This is a genomic window from Leptothrix ochracea, from assembly GCF_041083635.1.
In the GTDB taxonomy this organism is placed as follows: domain Bacteria; phylum Pseudomonadota; class Gammaproteobacteria; order Burkholderiales; family Burkholderiaceae_C; genus Sphaerotilus; species Sphaerotilus ochraceus.
Genome location: NZ_JBFPHB010000007.1, coordinates 1 through 16104, shown reverse-complemented (window position 1 = coordinate 16104; position 16104 = coordinate 1). Strand labels below are relative to the sequence as shown.

At 61.9% G+C, this 16104-nt stretch carries 12 protein-coding genes; 5 read left to right on the top strand and 7 right to left on the bottom strand.

The genetic code is table 11. The features are described 5' to 3' along the window. Positions 1 to 2: 2 nt before the first annotated feature. Positions 3 to 1700 carry a GGDEF domain-containing protein gene (locus AB3X39_RS03110; RefSeq protein ID WP_369415896.1) on the bottom strand — a complete coding sequence of 566 codons (1698 nt, stop codon included), beginning with the start codon at positions 1698 to 1700 and terminating at the stop codon, positions 3 to 5. Positions 1701 to 1843: 143 nt separating this feature from the next. Between AB3X39_RS03110 and AB3X39_RS03105 the strand changes: the two genes are divergently transcribed. Continuing rightward, positions 1844 to 2599, top strand: coding sequence for a YoaK family protein (locus AB3X39_RS03105; RefSeq protein WP_369415895.1), 756 nt, complete (start codon positions 1844 to 1846; stop codon positions 2597 to 2599). A gap of 10 nt (positions 2600 to 2609) precedes the next feature. Continuing rightward, on the top strand, positions 2610 to 3458 hold the full coding sequence (locus AB3X39_RS03100) for a fused MFS/spermidine synthase (RefSeq protein ID WP_369415894.1): 849 nt from the start codon (positions 2610 to 2612) through the stop codon (positions 3456 to 3458). On the opposite strand, the gene chrA is transcribed toward AB3X39_RS03100, so the two are convergent. Further along, entirely contained in the window at positions 3418 to 4788 is a 1371-nt protein-coding gene (gene chrA, locus AB3X39_RS03095) for a chromate efflux transporter (RefSeq protein ID WP_369415893.1), read from the bottom strand. The genes AB3X39_RS03100 and chrA overlap by 41 nt on opposite strands. Continuing rightward, the gene (locus AB3X39_RS03090) at positions 4785 to 5657 is read right to left on the bottom strand and encodes a chromate resistance protein ChrB domain-containing protein (protein ID WP_369415892.1); all 873 of its coding nucleotides are present in this window, start codon (positions 5655 to 5657) and stop codon (positions 4785 to 4787) included. The genes chrA and AB3X39_RS03090 overlap by 4 nt, the downstream gene beginning before the upstream one ends. A gap of 112 nt (positions 5658 to 5769) precedes the next feature. Between AB3X39_RS03090 and AB3X39_RS03085 the strand changes: the two genes are divergently transcribed. From AB3X39_RS03085 to lspA, 3 genes are read left to right on the top strand one after another with little or no spacing between them, the layout of a single operon-like run. Then, positions 5770 to 6786: a bifunctional riboflavin kinase/FAD synthetase gene (locus tag AB3X39_RS03085; protein ID WP_369415891.1), complete on the top strand. Its 1017-nt coding sequence runs from the start codon at positions 5770 to 5772 to the stop codon at positions 6784 to 6786. After that, the gene (ileS, locus tag AB3X39_RS03080) at positions 6779 to 9727 is read left to right on the top strand and encodes an isoleucine--tRNA ligase (RefSeq protein WP_369415890.1); all 2949 of its coding nucleotides are present in this window, start codon (positions 6779 to 6781) and stop codon (positions 9725 to 9727) included. The genes AB3X39_RS03085 and ileS overlap by 8 nt, the downstream gene beginning before the upstream one ends. 24 nt (positions 9728 to 9751) lie before the next feature. Continuing rightward, positions 9752 to 10252, top strand: coding sequence for a signal peptidase II (lspA, locus tag AB3X39_RS03075; protein WP_369415889.1), 501 nt, complete (start codon positions 9752 to 9754; stop codon positions 10250 to 10252). A 3-nt stretch (positions 10253 to 10255) separates the two neighbouring features. Here the strand turns inward: lspA and AB3X39_RS03070 are convergent, their stop codons facing one another. From AB3X39_RS03070 to AB3X39_RS03055, 4 genes are all read right to left on the bottom strand, one after another. Then, complete coding sequence (locus tag AB3X39_RS03070) at positions 10256 to 13378, bottom strand: efflux RND transporter permease subunit (protein WP_369415888.1); 3123 nt, start codon at positions 13376 to 13378, stop codon at positions 10256 to 10258. After that, positions 13375 to 14553 carry an efflux RND transporter periplasmic adaptor subunit gene (locus AB3X39_RS03065; RefSeq protein ID WP_369415887.1) on the bottom strand — a complete coding sequence of 393 codons (1179 nt, stop codon included), beginning with the start codon at positions 14551 to 14553 and terminating at the stop codon, positions 13375 to 13377. Before AB3X39_RS03065 ends, AB3X39_RS03070 begins: the two co-directional genes overlap by 4 nt. A gap of 312 nt (positions 14554 to 14865) precedes the next feature. Next, the gene (locus AB3X39_RS03060) at positions 14866 to 15342 is read right to left on the bottom strand and encodes a DUF6174 domain-containing protein (RefSeq protein WP_369415886.1); all 477 of its coding nucleotides are present in this window, start codon (positions 15340 to 15342) and stop codon (positions 14866 to 14868) included. A 51-nt stretch (positions 15343 to 15393) separates the two neighbouring features. Then, positions 15394 to 15756 carry a roadblock/LC7 domain-containing protein gene (locus AB3X39_RS03055; RefSeq protein ID WP_009453188.1) on the bottom strand — a complete coding sequence of 121 codons (363 nt, stop codon included), beginning with the start codon at positions 15754 to 15756 and terminating at the stop codon, positions 15394 to 15396. Between the last annotated feature and the right edge of the window lie 348 nt (positions 15757 to 16104).

Genomic DNA, 16104 nt, shown 5'->3' with positions numbered 1-16104 from the left:
TCTCAGGCACTGCAATAGCAGTTGCGCCCGGCCGCCTTGGCGCGATACAGGGCTTGGTCGGCGCAGTGCAGGAAAGTCGCCATGGTTTCGCCGGGTTGCAAGATGTGCCCGCCCACGCTGAGGTGCAACTGCACCGGCTGACCCTTTGCATCCAACAGGCTTTCATGGGCCGCCACGGCGCTGCGGATGCGCTCTGCCACTTGCTCAAGCTGCTCGGCATCCACCCATGACAGGATGGCGACGAATTCATCGCCACCCCAGCGCGCGACCTCATCGTGCGGCCGTAGATGGGCTCTGATCAGGGCCGCGATGATCTTCAGAGCTTCATCACCCACCGCATGACTGTGCTGATCGTTGATGAGTTTGAAATCATCCACATCCAGCCACAGGATGCCCAAACTCTGGCCTTGACCGAGCAGGGAACGACTGATGGCTGCGGCCATGTGTTCACTCATGCCGCGCCGATTCAAGATGCCTGTCATGGGATCGACTTGGGCCAAATGCTCAAGGGCAGCCGTGCGTTCACGCACTTTTTCCTCCAACTCGCGCCGGGATGCCAACACCACGCCAGCCATGTGGCTGAAGTGGCGCATCACATCGCGCATCTCGCCCGAGCCCTCTCGGACCAGCTCCGGCGGTACCGGCTGACCGGCCAAAACCCGCGCCATGGCGTCATTGAGCCGTGCCAAGGGACGCAACACCAACCGACTTAACGACCACGCCAGCAAACTCATGGCCACCAAAAGCGTCACCAAATAAACCAAGCCCATGGCTCCAAAGCGACTGAGCGGCAACATCACCGAAAGATCCATCAACGTGATCTGATACCAGCCGATTTCTGGCAAGGCCACCATGCCGAGCAAGTGAGTACGCTCGCCAAGCTGAACTCGCTGGGTGATGAAGGCTCGCTCACCGACGCGCAGCGTCTCCAAAGCATGTTTCACCGCCGACTGATCAGCGGCACTTTCCAGCAAAGCGAAGAAGGTTTTGTGTTCAGTGGCTGCTTTGGTGATGGAGGCGTAATCGATCAGTGCCCGGTTGGGATGGAGCTGGATGGCGCCTTGATCATCGATGTACAGACTCGTCACCCCCGGCTCATCGCTTTGCACCACGTCGTGCAAGAAATTCTGCAAATTGAGCCCCGTGCCCGTCACCCCCAGCACCTGATCGCCCTCACGCACCAAGACGTTGATCCAGACGTTGGCGGTCTCTTGCGACATGTCTTGCTCGACATTGACTTGGATATCGCGCTTTTGCCGCAGCAACTCAAAAAACCAGCGGCTGTTGGGATGATCAGGATCCAAGGTGTAACGCCACTCATGACCGGCAAAGGCGTTGTCGGCGTTGTTCATGTAGTAGTGCCGATTGCCCGCCAAGGCCAGAAAGTAGCTGTGCTCGTGAAAATTCTGCCGATAGGCTTCCAGCTCCCGCAGGCCTTCCCGGCGCAGTTCAGGGTCCTCAGGGTGATGCGCCCACGCCAAGATCGGCGCGGCATGCGCCAGATTTCTGGCCAGATCCATCTCGCGCAGGATCGGCTGCAACATGTGGCTCTTTTGATAGAGCACCTGCCTGATGGCATAACGCTGGGCCCAATCCTCGATCATGTCTTCCGCCAGCGCACGCGCCACCATGAAAGCCGCACCCGCAGACCCCACGACGATCAACGCGGTCAGCAGCAAAAGGCGAGGTTTGAGCTTCATGCCGTCAAGAAAGACCAAAACCGGGCATCTTGCCTGAATCCTCATCCGCACGACCCTGAACGTGACATTTGTCAGGGTCTGAACCTTCACCCTGAAACACGGGTTTGCACGCAGAGGGTGTTTACCTACAATGCGCCGCTCTCATGGCCGCCCAACTTCTACACCGCCTCACCGCCCCGGAGCGCACCCAGCGTGCCAACCGGCAGCTTGGGGGCGTGCTGGCCTTCGTGGCTGGCGCCATCAACGCCGGTGGTTTTCTGGCGGTGCAGCGCTACACCTCACACATGAGCGGCATCGTCTCGTCGATTGCCGACAACCTTGTCATCGGCGAGATGCTGCTGGCCATGGCTGGGCTGGCTTGTTTGCTGGCCTTTGTGCTGGGGGCCATCACCTCGGCCGTGCTGGTGAATTGGGGCCGACGCCGACATCTGCGCGGTGAATTTGCCCTGCCCTTGATGGTTGAGGCCGCCTTGCTGCTGCTCTTTGGCCTGATGGGGGCCAACTTGCATCTCTACGTCGATCTGTTCGTGCCTTCGACCGTGGCGCTGCTGTGTTTCATCATGGGCCTGCAAAACGCCATGGTGACCAAAATCTCGAAGGCTGAGATCCGCACCACCCACATGACCGGCGTGATCACCGATCTCGGCATTGAACTGGGCCGACTGCTTTACTGGAACCGGCTGGCTGAAGCCGATGAAGCGCACCGCGTGGTCGCCAATCGCGACAAAATCCGCATCCATTTGATCATCTTGGGGCTGTTTTTCAGCGGCGGCCTGATCGGTGCCATGGCCTTCAAGACCTTGGGTTTCAGCGCCACCCTGCCCTTTGCCATGCTGCTGACCGGCATGGCCGTGCTGCCCTTGCTCAGCGACCTGCGTGGCAAACTCGGCCATGTCTGAGCCCAAGACCATGGACCTCCCCGCCACACCGTTCGACGGCTTCGAGGGTTTTTATCCCTTTGAAGATGAAGCCACCGTCGAAACCGAGCCGACGCTGGAGATCACCCTCGACACCCCCTTTGTCTACGCCTCCGACGAGGTGGTATCCCTGCATTTCGACATCATGGCGATCCAAAGCGCCATGCGTTTAGAGGCCCCCGACGCACTGGATCTGGATTACACGCGGGTGATGATGGGTTTTCTGCTGCTGGCGGACACGCCCCCAACACGCATCTTGATGATCGGCCTCGGCGGCGGCTCGCTGGTGAAATATTGCTACCGCCACCTGCCCCAAGCCTGCATCACGGTGGTTGAAATCAATCCGCAAGTCATCGCCGTGCGCGACGACTTTTTCATCCCAGCGGACGACGAGCGCCTGCGGGTGGTGTGCGGCGACGGGGCGGCTTTTGTGCGCGACGAAGACGAAACCCACGACTGGGATCTGATCTTGGTCGATGGCTTCACCCGTGAAGGCCAGCCCGAGGCGCTGTGTTCGGCCAGCTTCTACGCCCACTGCCACGCGGCCCTTGCGCCCGAAGGGTTGATGGTGGTGAACATGCAAGCCGACGACAGCGCGGTGCTTGAAACCCGCATCGACGCCACCTTCGACAGCCGCAGCCTCTCGGTGCCTTCTGAGCGCGACACCAACCGCATCCTTTTTGCCAGCCGCGCCGCGCCATGGCAGCCCAACCCCGCCCGCATCCAAGCGCGCTGGCACAAGCTCGACCCCGTGCACCAAACCACGCTGGCCGCCACCCGCACGCGCTTGCGCCGGGTGCTTAAGCAAACCATGGTGCCAGCAGTGTCGGCCACGTCTTGAGCAGCCAACCGGCCAGCGCACAAGCGGCAATGACGTGCATCACGTTGCGCTTGTAGCGCAGCAAGGCCACAGCCGCAGCCACGGCGATCAGGGCGGAAGGCGCATTGAACGCGCCCTGCCAGCCTTCGGGCCAGAGCACGTGGTAGCCAAAGAAGAGCGCCAGATTGAGGATCACACCCACCACCGCTGCCGTGATAGCGGTCAGTGGTGCAGTGACGTGCAGCGCGTCATGCGTGGCCTCGACCAAGGGTCCGCCAGCCAAGATAAAGATGAACGACGGCAAGAAGGTGAACCACGTCACCAAGCAAGCAGCCACCGTCCCAGCCAGCCAGCGATGCTCCGGCCCGAACCACAGCGCCAGCTCTGAGCTTTGCCAGCCGCCCAAAAAACCGACAAAGGTCACCACCATGATCAGCGGTCCGGGCGTGGTCTCACCCAGCGCCAAGCCGTCGATCATCTGCGCGCCACTCAGCCAACCCTGCTCGACCACGGCCCCTTGCCAGACGTAGGGCAACACCGCATAGGCCCCGCCAAAGGTCAGCAACGCGGCTTTGGTGAAAAACCAGCCCATCTGCGCCAAGGTGCCTGCGCTTCCTTGCCAAACCATCACCGCCACCATCGGCGCCGACCACAACAGCGCGCCACTGGCCAGCACCGCGATCAGCCGCCAAACGCTAAAACGGGTATGCGCCAGCAGGGGCCCGTGGTCGTCGATCAGAGCGGGGGCGACAGGAGCATGCGCATGCGTCTTTGCATGGGCCGCACCCAGCGTGAAAAAGGCCGGTTTGAAGCGTCCGCCCAGATAACCCAGCACGGCGGCGGCGAGCACGATGAGGGGGAAAGGCACGTTGGCGGCAAAGATCGCCACAAACGCCGCCGCAGCTATGGCCCAAAGCCAGGCATTTTTCAGCGTGCGGGTGCCGATGCGATAAGCCGCTTGCACCACGATGGCCGTGACAGCGGGCTTGATGCCATCAAACACCCCCGTCACCCACGGCACGTGTCCCCAAGCCATGTAGACCCAGCTCAGACCGATCAACATGAAAAGTGAGGGCAGGACAAACAGCACCCCGGCCGCCACCCCGCCCCAGGTGCGATGCATCAACCAGCCCAAATAAGTCGCCAGCTGCTGCGCCTCCGGGCCCGGCAGCACCATGCAGTAGTTGAGTGCATGCAAAAAACGCTTCTCGCTGATCCAGCGCCGCCGCTCGACCAACTCAGCATGCATCAACGCAATCTGCCCAGCCGGGCCGCCAAAGCTGATGAAACCCAGCTTGAGCCAGAAAAGCAGCGCCTCACGCAGGCTCACGGCAGGTTGAGGGGTGTTCATGGCAAGAGTTCCTTTTCAAAGGCAAGCAGCAACGCCTCAAAAATGGGGGTGGCGCGGGCCAACAGCTGATCGTCGCTGTCACTCACCGCACGCAAGCCCGCGAGAATTTGCTCGATGCCGGGGGCTTCCGTCGGACAAATGCCACCGACGTCAAGGTAGTGCACGATGGCCCCCAAACGCGACAAGGCCGGTGTGGTCAGCCCGAAACGGGTCACAAGAACCTCAAAAGTCACCTTGGCGCCCACATGGGAGAAGGCCCCGCCATCGATATCGAATCCCAACGCTCCGGGGGGGGCCTGTTCAAGCGCATCAAGCCACAAGATCCGAGCCTTGGGATCAATGGCCCGCCGGATCAACCAAGCACTGGCCAGACGATCCACCCAAGGATGAGAACGTGTGAACCAGACCCGGCCCTCATGGTCGCTGCGTTGCAACAGCGAGAGGGCACCCAGCCCCGATGTTGGTTCGCCAAGCCCCAAAAGCTGCTCAGCAACGAGCTCCAAATCCTGCATCGCCGCACAAGCTTGCACCTGAGCCGGCCCAGGAAAGTGATCAATCTCGATCAGTTGCGCCAAAGATTTACGCAGCTTGCGGACAGCTTTGGACGCATTCGACATCGTTAAATGCGTCTGCGTTTGCCGGATTTCCTCGACCAACTGCCCAAACTCAACGCTGCGATCGAACAGGTCTTCAAAGCTCTCACCTTCAGGCGCTGCGGTACAGAGCAGATGGGCCGAGCCGCCGTGATGGCGCACATCCTCGGCCACGGCCAGCAATCGGGACGTTCCATCTTCGCTCAGCGGCAGCAAGTACACGCCATCGCGCAAAACAGCCGCACCCACAGCTTTCAAGGCCCGCCAAGCACGCATCCGCGATGTGGCACTTTCAGTCGGCAATGAAAGAATAAGTAGTGAATATTTCATATTTGTAGATATTACTACTAAATTTCTAAGGAGCCGGAGACGCGGATAATCGGCCCCCATGCAAGTTTTTCGAGGTTTTCACCATCCCGGCGTAGCACCCGCCTGTGCGTTGACGATTGGCAATTTCGACGGGGTGCATCGCGGCCATCAGGCCATGTTGGCGCTGCTCAAAAACGAGGCTCGCCACCGGGGCTTGCCCAGCTGTGTGCTGAGCTTCGAGCCCCATCCGCGCGACTTCTTCGCCCGGCGGGCCGGTCTGCCGGAAAAAGCGCCCGCACGCATCGCCAGCCTGCGCGACAAATTGCAAGAGCTTGAAGGCTGCGGCATCGATCAAGTGGTGCTGTTGCGCTTTGATCAGCGCTTGGCCGATCTGAGCCCGAACGCCTTCACGCAAGACGTGCTTTGCAAGGGTTTGCACGCCCGCTACGTGCTGGTGGGTGACGACTTCCGCTTTGGGGCCAAACGCGCTGGCGATTACGCCATGCTGGACGCGGCGGGTGATCGCTGCGGCTTTGATGTGGCCCGCATGATGAGCTACGAAGTTCACGGGCTGCGGGTATCGAGCTCGGCCGTGCGCGAGGCCTTGGCCGCTGGCGACATGGCCCACGTGGGCGTGCTGCTCGGGCGGCCCTACAGCATCAGCGGTCGGGTGGTGCACGGCCAAAAGCTTGGGCGCGGCCTGGGGGCTTCCGGCAGCGGCGCTGATGACGGCTTTCGGACCCTCAATCTGCGCTTCCCTTACGACAAATCCGCCGCCACGGGCATCTTTGTCGTGCGGGTCTTCGGGCTGGGGCCGGAGCCCTTGAACGGCGTGGCCAGTCTGGGGGTGCGGCCAACGGTGGAAGACGCCGGGCGCATCCTGCTGGAAACCCACGTGTTCGACTGGCCGGCTGAGCTGGGCCGCGAGGGGGGCTACGGTAAACTGGTGCATGTGGAGCTGCTGCACAAACTGCGTGATGAAGCCCGTTTTGCAGGGCTTGACGCCCTGACAGCGGCGATCCGCCAAGATGTCCGGCAAGCTCAGGCCTGGTTTGCCAGCCACCCCCGAACATCCGCGCCCCGAGCCCATGACTGACACCGCTGCAACCCCTGCGACCCCCGCAACACCCGCCCCCGTGGACTATCGCGCCACGCTGAATTTGCCCGACACCCCCTTCCCGATGCGCGGCGACTTGCCCAAGCGCGAGCCCGCGTGGGTAAAAGACTGGAACAGCACCGACACGGCGGATAACGCTGCGAATAGCGCTTCGGATAGCGCGGCCACGCTCTACCGCCGCCTGCGCGCAGCGCGCAAGGGCGCGCCGCTTTTCGTGCTGCACGACGGCCCGCCCTACGCCAACGGCAAGCTGCACATCGGTCACGCGCTCAACAAAGTCTTGAAGGACATGATCGTCAAGAGCAAGCAGTTGCAAGGGTTCGATGCGCAATACATCCCCGGCTGGGATTGCCACGGCTTGCCGATCGAGAACGCGATTGAAAAGCTCCACGGCCGCAAGCTCTCACGCGCCGACATGCAAGCCAAGAGCCGCGCCTACGCCAGCGAGCAAGTGGCACAGCAGCGCGAAGACTTCAAGCGCTTGGGCGTGCTCGGCGACTGGGAACGGCCCTACCGCACGATGGACTTTGCCAACGAGGCCGGTCAGATCCGTGCCTTCAAGCGCGTCGTGGAACGCGGCTTTGTCTATCGCGGTCTGAAGCCGGTCTACTGGTGCTTTGACTGCGGCTCCAGCTTGGCTGAGTTTGAGATCGAGTACGCCGACAAAAAGAGCGAAACGCTCGATGTCGCCTTCGAGGCCGACGACAGCGCCGCGCTGGTCGCCGCCTTTGGCTTGTCGGCCCTGCCTGAGGGCAAAACCGGCTTTGCAGTGATCTGGACCACCACCGCCTGGACGATCCCTGCCAACCAAGCCCTGAACGCCCACCCGGAGCTGAGCTACGCCTTGGTCGAGACCCCCAAGGGCTGCTTGGTGCTGGCCGAATCGCTGGTCGAGGCCTGCTTGCAACGCTTTGGCCTAGAAGGCACGGTGCTGGCCACCGCGCCCGGCAAGGCTTTGGGCGGCTTGAACTTCCGCCATCCGCTCTATGACGTGGACGCCGGCTATCGCCGCCTCTCGCCGGTGTACTTGGCCGAGTACGTCAGCGCCAGCGACGGCACCGGCATCGTGCACGCCGCGCCCGCTTACGGTGTGGACGACTTCAACTCTTGCATGGCCAACGGTCTGCGCTACGACCAGATCTTGAACCCCGTGCAAGGCAACGGCGCTTATGCCGACGACTTCGCGCTCTTTGGCGGCTTGCACATCTGGAAAGCCGTGCCGGTCATCTTGGACGCACTCAGCAACGCCGGGCGCCTGCTGGCCACCAAAACCATCACCCACAGCTATCCGCATTGCTGGCGCCACAAGACCCCGGTGATCTACCGCGCTGCGGCGCAGTGGTTCATCCGCATGGACGAAGGCGACGGTGTTTTCACCACCGACAAAGCGCCCAAGACCCTGCGCCAGATGGCGCTGGACGCCATCGACCACACGCGCTTTTATCCCGACAACGGCAAGGCCCGGCTGCGCGACATGATCGCCAACCGACCCGACTGGTGCATCTCGCGCCAACGCTCTTGGGGCGTGCCGGTGCCGTTCTTCTTGCACAAGGACTCGGGCGAGCTGCATCCGCGCACGTTGGAGATCTTGGATCGGGCGGCGGAGATCGTGGAGCAAGGCGGTATCGAAGCTTGGAGCGCCGTCACGCCCGAAGCGATGCTGGGCACCGAGGGCCCGGACGGTGCCGCCCACTACACCAAGAGCACCGACATCTTGGAAGTTTGGTTCGACTCGGGCTCAACCTTCTGGCACGTGCTGCGCGGCTCCCATGCCCACGCCTACCCCAACGGCGCTTTTCATGCCGAAGGCCCTGAAGCCGATCTGTACCTCGAAGGCCACGATCAGCACCGGGGCTGGTTCCACAGCTCGCTCTTGCTGGGCTGTGCGCTGTTTGATCGTGCGCCCTACAAGGGCCTGCTGACCCACGGTTTTGCCACCGACGGCCAAGGCCGCAAGATGAGCAAGAGCTTGGGCAACACCGTCGAGCCGCAGACCATCACCAACAAGCTCGGCGCTGAGATCGTGCGTCTGTGGGTCGCCAGCACCGACTATTCGGGCGACCTGAACATCGACGACAAGATCTTGGCCCGCGTGGTCGATGCCTATCGCCGCATCCGCAACACCCTGCGCTTCCTGCTGGCCAACACCAGCGACTTCGACCCGGCCGTCGATACGGTGGCTGACGCCGAACTGCTGGAGATCGACCGCTGGGCCTTGTCACGCTCTGCCGAGTTGCAAGCCGAGATCCTGCGCCACTTCGACGCCTACGAATTCCACCCGGTGGTGGCCAAGCTGCAAGTGTTCTGCTCGGAAGACTTGGGCGCCTTCTACCTCGACATCCTCAAAGACCGGCTCTACACCACCGCGCCCAAGAGCTTGGCGCGCCGCTCGGCCCAGACCGCGCTGTGGCAGATCACCCACGCCATGCTGCGCTGGATGGCACCGTTCCTCAGCTTCACCGCTGAGGAGGCTTGGACGCACTTCGCCGGGGCCAAGCACCAAGGCTCAATCTACTTCGAGACCTTCTGGCCCTTCACCACGCCCAACGAGGCGCTGCTGGCCAAGTGGGCGCGCATCCGCGCGATCCGCGAACTGGCCAACAAAGAAATCGAAGCCGTGCGCACCACCGGGCAAGTGGGTGCCTCGCTGCAAGCCACACTCACCATCACGGCGGGTGCGGATGACGCGGCGCTGCTGCGCAGCTTGGGGGCAGACTTGAAGTTCGTCACCATCACCTCCACCGCCACCGTGGTGGACGGCGAAGCCCTGCAAGTGCTCGTCACCCCGAGCACCGCCACCAAGTGCGAACGCTGCTGGCATTACACCGACGACATCGGCTCCGACCCCGCCCACCCCACCCTGTGCGGCCGCTGCGCCAGTAATCTGGACGGTGCAGGCGAAGTGCGCGCGGTGGCTTAAGCCAGATCGAGACCCACAACCACCATGGCAAGCAGCCCGTCTTTATCCCGCTGGCTCAGCATCGCTTTCGGCCTGATCGTGCTTGATCAGGCCACCAAGCTGCTGGTGATCAGTCATTTCTCGTATGGCGACAGCGTGACGCTGACGAGCTACTTCAATCTGGTGCGGGTGCACAACACCGGGGCGGCGTTCTCGTTTCTGGCCCAGGCTGACGGCTGGCAGCGCTGGTTTTTCATCGGCTTGGGCTGCACCGCCGCTGGCGTGATCGCTTGGATGCTGCGCCAGCACGGCCATCAGCGCCTCTTTGCATGGGCGCTGACGTTGATCCTCAGCGGCGCGCTGGGCAACGTCATCGACCGGATCTGGCTGGGCTACGTGGTGGACTTTCTCCAGTTCCACTGGAGCTTTCTGACGCCGCTGTTCCACGGCGGCTATTTCCCCGCCTTCAACGTGGCCGACTGCGCCATCAGCGCCGGCGCCGCCGGCCTGATCCTTGATGAGCTGCTGCGGGTGAGGAAGAGCTGAGGCTCAGGGCGAACGGAGATCGGGCGTCGTGGTGATCGGCCCCCGGCCGCTCCAGCGGTCAAGGGCCAGATAGATCACCGGGGTGATGTAGAGGGTGACGAACTGCGACAGCAGCAAGCCCCCCACCACCGCCACACCCAGGGGCTGACGCAGTTCAGCGCCAGCACCCAAGCCCAAAGCGATCGGCAAAGCCCCCATCAAGGCGGCCAAGGTGGTCATCATGATCGGGCGCAGGCGCAGCAAACAGGCTTGGCGGATGGCCTCCGCCGGACTTAGGCCTTGGTTGCGCTGAGCGTGCAAGGCGAAGTCGATCATCATGATGGCGTTTTTCTTGACGATGCCGATCAGCATCAAGATGCCGATGGTGGCGATCAAGGTCAGGTCCATGCCGAAGATCGTCAGTCCCAGCAAAGCCCCCACCACCGCCGAAGGCAAGCCCGCAAGGATGGTGATCGGGTGGATGTAGCTCTCGTAAAGCACGCCCAAGAGCAGGTAGATCACCAGCAACGCCACCCCCAAGAGCACCAGCTGACCCGATTGGCTGTCTTGGAACACCGCCGCGTCGCCGCCGTAGGTACCGATCAAGGTGGAGGGCATCTTCAGCTCGCGCACATAGCCGTCGAGATGCTCGGTGGCGGTGCCCAGCGACACATCGGGCCCAAGGTTAAAACTGATGGTGATGGCTTGCAGCTGCCCTTGGTGGTTCACCGCCGTCGGGCCCACCGTGCGCTGCACCGTGGCAAAAGCGCTCAGGGGCACCAAGCCGCCCGCTTTGCTGCGGATATAGATCTTGTTGAAGGCGTCTTCGAACTCGCGGTCAGCATCGGCCGCTTCCATGATCACCTGATAGGTGTTGCTCGGGTTGTAGATGGTCGAGACTTGGCGCTCACCAAAGGCGCTGTAGAGCGCGCTGCGCAGATCGGCCATCGACACGCCCAACAGCCCGGCTTTGTCACGGTCGATGCTGAGGCTGGCTTGCAGGCCGCGCAGTTGCGAGTCGCTGGTGATGTCACGGAACAGCACGTCCTCACGCAGTTTGGCTTGCAGCTTGCCAGCCCACTCGTTCAAGGCGTCGGCGCTCACGCTTTGCAAGGTGTACTGATAGCGGCTCTTGCTGGCGCGCCCACCGAGCTGCAAGTTCTGCACCGGACGCATGTAGACCGCGATGCCAGCAATGGCGGCGAACTTCTTGCGCAAACCTTCAACCACCTTGGCCATCGAAGGTCGCTCACTGCGCGCTTTCAAGGTGATAAAAAGTCGCCCGGTGTTCTGTGTCGAAGAACTCGGACCACCCGCGCCCATGAAGGAGCCCACCGCTTGGACGGCAGGGTCTTGTTCAAAGATGGTGGCCACCCGCGCTTGCAAGGCTTGCATGGCCGGAAAAGCAATGTCATCGGCCGCTTCGGTCGTGACCTGAATCAGGCCCATGTCTTCTTCGGGGAAGAAGCCTTTGGGGCTTTCAATGAACAGCAGCACCGTGAGCGCGAATGTGCCCAAAGCACCGAGCAACACCCAGCGCCGATGCCTCAAGGCCCCATCCAACGTGCGGCCGTAGCCACGCAACAAAGTGGCAAAACCGCGTTCAAACCAGCGACCCAGTGCGGACTCGTCCGAGACAGCACCGTGATCAGCGTGACCGGATGCGGTGTGCGCCGAGAGAAAACGGCTGGCCAGCATCGGCACCAAGGTGAGCGACACCAAGGCCGAAACCAGAATGGACAAGCCGACCACCACGGCAAATTCATGAAACAGCAGGCCGATCACCCCCGGCATGAAGAAGATCGGGATCAGCACCGCCACCAGCGAGATCGAGATCGACAGGATGGTGAACGCCATCTCACGCGCGCCCTTGATGGCGGCTTCGAAAGGAGCCATGCCGTCTTCGACGTGGCGCACGATGTTTTCCAGCATGACGATGGCGTCATCGACCACCAAGCCCACCGCCAAGGTCAGACCCAGCAGCGAGACGTTGTCCAAGCTGTAGCCCAGTGGATACAGCAGCGATAGCGCACCAATCAGCGACACCGGCAACGACAGCGCCGGGATCAGGGTGGCCACCATGCGGCGCAGGAAGAGAAAGATCACCAACACCACCAGCACGATGGTCAGCGCCAGTGTGAGGTTGACGTCGTGCAAGGCGTCGCGGATCGAGATGGAGCGGTCGTTGAAGGGCGTGATCACCACTGAGCCCGGCAACTGCGCCGCAAAGCGCGGCAGCAAGGCTCGCACCCGGTCCACCACTTGCACGGTGTTGGCGTCGGGCTGGCGCAGCACGGCCAAGTTGATGGAGAGCTCGCCGTTGTAGCGCGAGGCGCTCTTGATGATTTCGACGCTGTCTTGCACATCCGCCACATCGCGCAGCCGCACCACCGCACCGTTGCGGCTGGCCACAATCAATTGACCGAACTCACGCGCGCTCGCCAAGGGGCGGTTCGCTTGGACGGTCAAGGTTTGGCGCGGGCCTTCGAGCACGCCCACCGGCGTGTTGGCGTTGGCGTTGCCGAGGATGGCGCGCAACTCGTCCAAGCTCAGATTGCGCTCGGCCAAGGCATCGGGATGGACCTTGATGCGCACCGCGTAGCGCTTCTGGCCAAAGATCGCCACCTGCGCCACGCCGTCGATGGTCGAAAGGCTCGGGGCGATCAGGTTCTCAGCAAATTCATTCAGCTCCGACAAGGCCATCGACGGCGAGGTCAAGGCCAAAATCAGCACCGGCGCATCGGCCGGATTGACCTTGCGATAGGACGGCGGCGTGGTCATGTCGGTGGGCAAGGTGCGCTGAGCGCGAAACAGCGCCGCCTGCACGTCCACCGCCGCTGCATCAATGTCTCGGCTCGACTCAAACTCCAACACCACCGAGGTCTGACCCAGGGTGTTGGTCGAGCTGATGGTCGCCAGCCCCGGAATGGTCGAGAACTGCTTTTCCAGCGGCAGCGCCACCGAGCTGGCCATGGTGTCCGGGCTGGCCCCAGGCAGCGCGGCACTGACTTGAATCACCGGCGTGTTGTAGCTGGGCAAAGCAGCAACCGGGATCTTGCCCAGCGCCACCAAACCGGCCAGCACGATGGCCAGATTGAGCAGCACCGTCATCACCGGACGGCGGATGAAATGCTCGGTGAAATTCATCGTGATGCTCCGGAAGCTGGGGCACCCGGAGCCGTCGGCAAGTCTTTGATCGCTTGGCCGGGGCGCAAGTTCTGCTTGCCCTCGACCACCACCCGCTCACCCGCCTGAACCCCTTCGACCGCGACCAAGTCGCCCAAGGGCTGAAGCACCTTGATGCTGCGCAGCTGCGCTGTGCCATCTTGGGCCATGACGTAGATCTGGCGTTCCTGACCCCGCTGAATGATGGCGGCCTGCGCGATGACCACCGCATCTTTGAGAATGCGCAAGCTCAGCCGCACCGGCACCGACTGGCCCGGCAGCATCCCTTGGCCCGGATTGGGCACCGTGGCCTTGATCCGTACCGTGCCGGTCGCTGCATCGACCGCGTTGTCGATGAAAGTCACGGGACCGGCGGGCAGTGTCACCCCAGAAGCCGCCGCCATCCCCACCACGCTCACGCTCGGCGGCTTGGGGCCACTCAACAAGGTTTGCAAACCGGCCAGATAACGCTCCGGCACGGCCAAACTCAAGGCCACCGGCTCCATCTGATTCAAGGTCACCATCACCACCCCAGTGGGCTGCACCAAGCTGCCCACCGTGACATGCAGCGCACCCAAACGACCGGCCAAAGGGGCACGCAAAACGGTGTCCGTCAAAGCGATGTCGCTGGCGCGTAGCGCCGCTTCACTGCCTTGAACAGCGGCTTGCTGGGCATCAAGCTGGGTCTGAACACTGTCGAGCGCACTCTGAGCGATGAATTGCTTGGCCAACAAGTCTTGCGACCGTTTGAGCTGCCGCTCCAAATCGTGCAAGGTGGCTCGGTCACGCGCCAGTTGCGCGCGCGCCTTATCGAGGTTGGCGCGCTCGGTACGATCCTCCAAGACGAACAGCACGTCACCCTTGCGCACCACTTGGCCCTCACGCACCGCCACGCGCTGCACCACCCCGGTGGTCTGCGGACGGATATCGACGCTGTTGAGCGCTTCCACCACGGCCATGGCATCGACCATCACCGGCACATCGCGCTGCTGGGCCACGCCCATGCCGACGCCTTGGGGGGGTTTGACTGTGGCAGCAGATGGTGCCTGATGAGAGCCCGAAGAAGAGAGCCCGAGCGACGCCCGGAAAAACCACAGTCCCGCGGCCATGACAAGGCCGAGGAGCACAAACAAGGTGAGGAGCTTTTTGGTTTTCATGGTGGGCGGACAATTTACCACCCGAGTGTAAAGACCACATGTCAACCCCAACCGTGCGAATCCACCCTCAACAACCTCAGTGCCTCATTCAAGAGCACTCTAGTAAAAAACCTTTCAAGACAGCGCTTTAGAGCATCTATCCCAAGCTTATGCACAGGTTTACCCACAAATCCTGTGGAGATTCACGGCTTTTTCACACAAGTCCGATTCAGCCTGTGGATAACTCAACTGGGCCTGACCGGGTCCCGATGCTGTTCAGCAAAGACCACACCCCGATGTTGGGCCTGGTCACCGGCACCGCCTTTGCATGGATCAAAGCATCGTCAGGTTCACCACTGTGTAGCCGAACTCGTCATCGGCCATGTTCTGCACCCAGTCGATATACATCGATTGGGGATAGCCCAGGCTGGGGTGATAGGTCACGTTCAACACGGCGGCAGGACGAGCAGCGGCGCTGTCGATGAGTGCGAGCAAACCCTCGACCGAGGTCGCGACCAAGGTACTCACTCGGGAAGCTGGCACCGCCTGACCACTGAGCGCATAGATGGCGGAGACCATGCTCCCAGATTGCACAGTGATCACGATGTCTTCCTCTGGAAGACAAAAACAGGTCGTGTGAAGGGTGAACCGATAGCTGCGTATGCCCAGTGCGGCCCAACGCGCACCGGCACTGGCACGATCGGTCACGGCAGGCCAAGTGGTTGGGGGCACAGCCGGCGCGGCGCTCCCACCACAACTTGTCAGCAAAAACAACAACGTGCTAAAGGCCCAACCATGTATCGGTTTCATGGCCAAGCATGCTACGCCACAAAACGTGACATCAGCCTTGGGTCAGAGGCCTCAGATGATCTTGCTGATGCTGTCAGCTGCGCGCTTGACGTCCAAGAAAATCAGGCCCAAACGAGCATTGGACTTCAACAAAGCCGTGATCACCGCATCCGGACCCGCGTGAGCCATCAGCACATAACCACGCTGACCTTTGACCAGCACTTGTTCGAGTTCGCCACGGGCCAGTTCACGGGCGGTGCGATCACCCAAAGACAGCATGGCCGCGCTCATCGCACCCACCCGGTCTTCGTCCATGCTCGCCGGCAGCAGCGAGGCCATCATCAAACCGTCGGTAGAAAGCACAGCCGAGGCTTCAATGTCGGCCGTCGAGCCGTTGAGTTCGCTGAGAATCGAGTTGAGAACGTCTGCACGCATGGCAAAGCTCTTTCAAATAAAAGGAATCACGGAAATAAGGGTGGGACGTTGCCGCATGGGACAGAGCGTTAGCGGAGATATCGTCAGCGCACACTTGAACATACGAATGCGCCTCATGAAACATCCCATCCGCACCCAGATCCCGTTTCTGGGCAATAAGCCAGAGAACGCCCCACCGCGAGCCTTGAAGTGTGGCCCGAATGTCACAAGCCCTTGATCAAATGATCTTGCTGATGCTGTCAGCTGCGCGCTTGACGTCCAAGAAAATCAGGCCCAAACGAGCATTGGACTTCAACAAAGCCGTGATCACCGCATCCGGACCCGCGTGAGCCATCAGCACATAACCAC

Coding starts and splice junctions, on each gene's coding strand:
- AB3X39_RS03110 (WP_369415896.1), bottom strand. CDS start 1,700: ATGAAGCTCAAACCTCGCCTTTTGCTGCTGACCGCGTTGATCGTCGTG.
- AB3X39_RS03060 (WP_369415886.1), bottom strand. CDS start 15,342: ATGAAACCGATACATGGTTGGGCCTTTAGCACGTTGTTGTTTTTGCTG.
- AB3X39_RS03090 (WP_369415892.1), bottom strand. CDS start 5,657: ATGCGTGCTTGGCGGGCCTTGAAAGCTGTGGGTGCGGCTGTTTTGCGC.
- AB3X39_RS03100 (WP_369415894.1), top strand. CDS start 2,610: ATGGACCTCCCCGCCACACCGTTCGACGGCTTCGAGGGTTTTTATCCC.
- AB3X39_RS03085 (WP_369415891.1), top strand. CDS start 5,770: ATGCAAGTTTTTCGAGGTTTTCACCATCCCGGCGTAGCACCCGCCTGT.
- AB3X39_RS03065 (WP_369415887.1), bottom strand. CDS start 14,553: ATGAAAACCAAAAAGCTCCTCACCTTGTTTGTGCTCCTCGGCCTTGTC.
- lspA (WP_369415889.1), top strand. CDS start 9,752: ATGGCAAGCAGCCCGTCTTTATCCCGCTGGCTCAGCATCGCTTTCGGC.
- ileS (WP_369415890.1), top strand. CDS start 6,779: ATGACTGACACCGCTGCAACCCCTGCGACCCCCGCAACACCCGCCCCC.
- AB3X39_RS03105 (WP_369415895.1), top strand. CDS start 1,844: ATGGCCGCCCAACTTCTACACCGCCTCACCGCCCCGGAGCGCACCCAG.
- chrA (WP_369415893.1), bottom strand. CDS start 4,788: ATGAACACCCCTCAACCTGCCGTGAGCCTGCGTGAGGCGCTGCTTTTC.
- AB3X39_RS03055 (WP_009453188.1), bottom strand. CDS start 15,756: ATGCGTGCAGACGTTCTCAACTCGATTCTCAGCGAACTCAACGGCTCG.
- AB3X39_RS03070 (WP_369415888.1), bottom strand. CDS start 13,378: ATGAATTTCACCGAGCATTTCATCCGCCGTCCGGTGATGACGGTGCTG.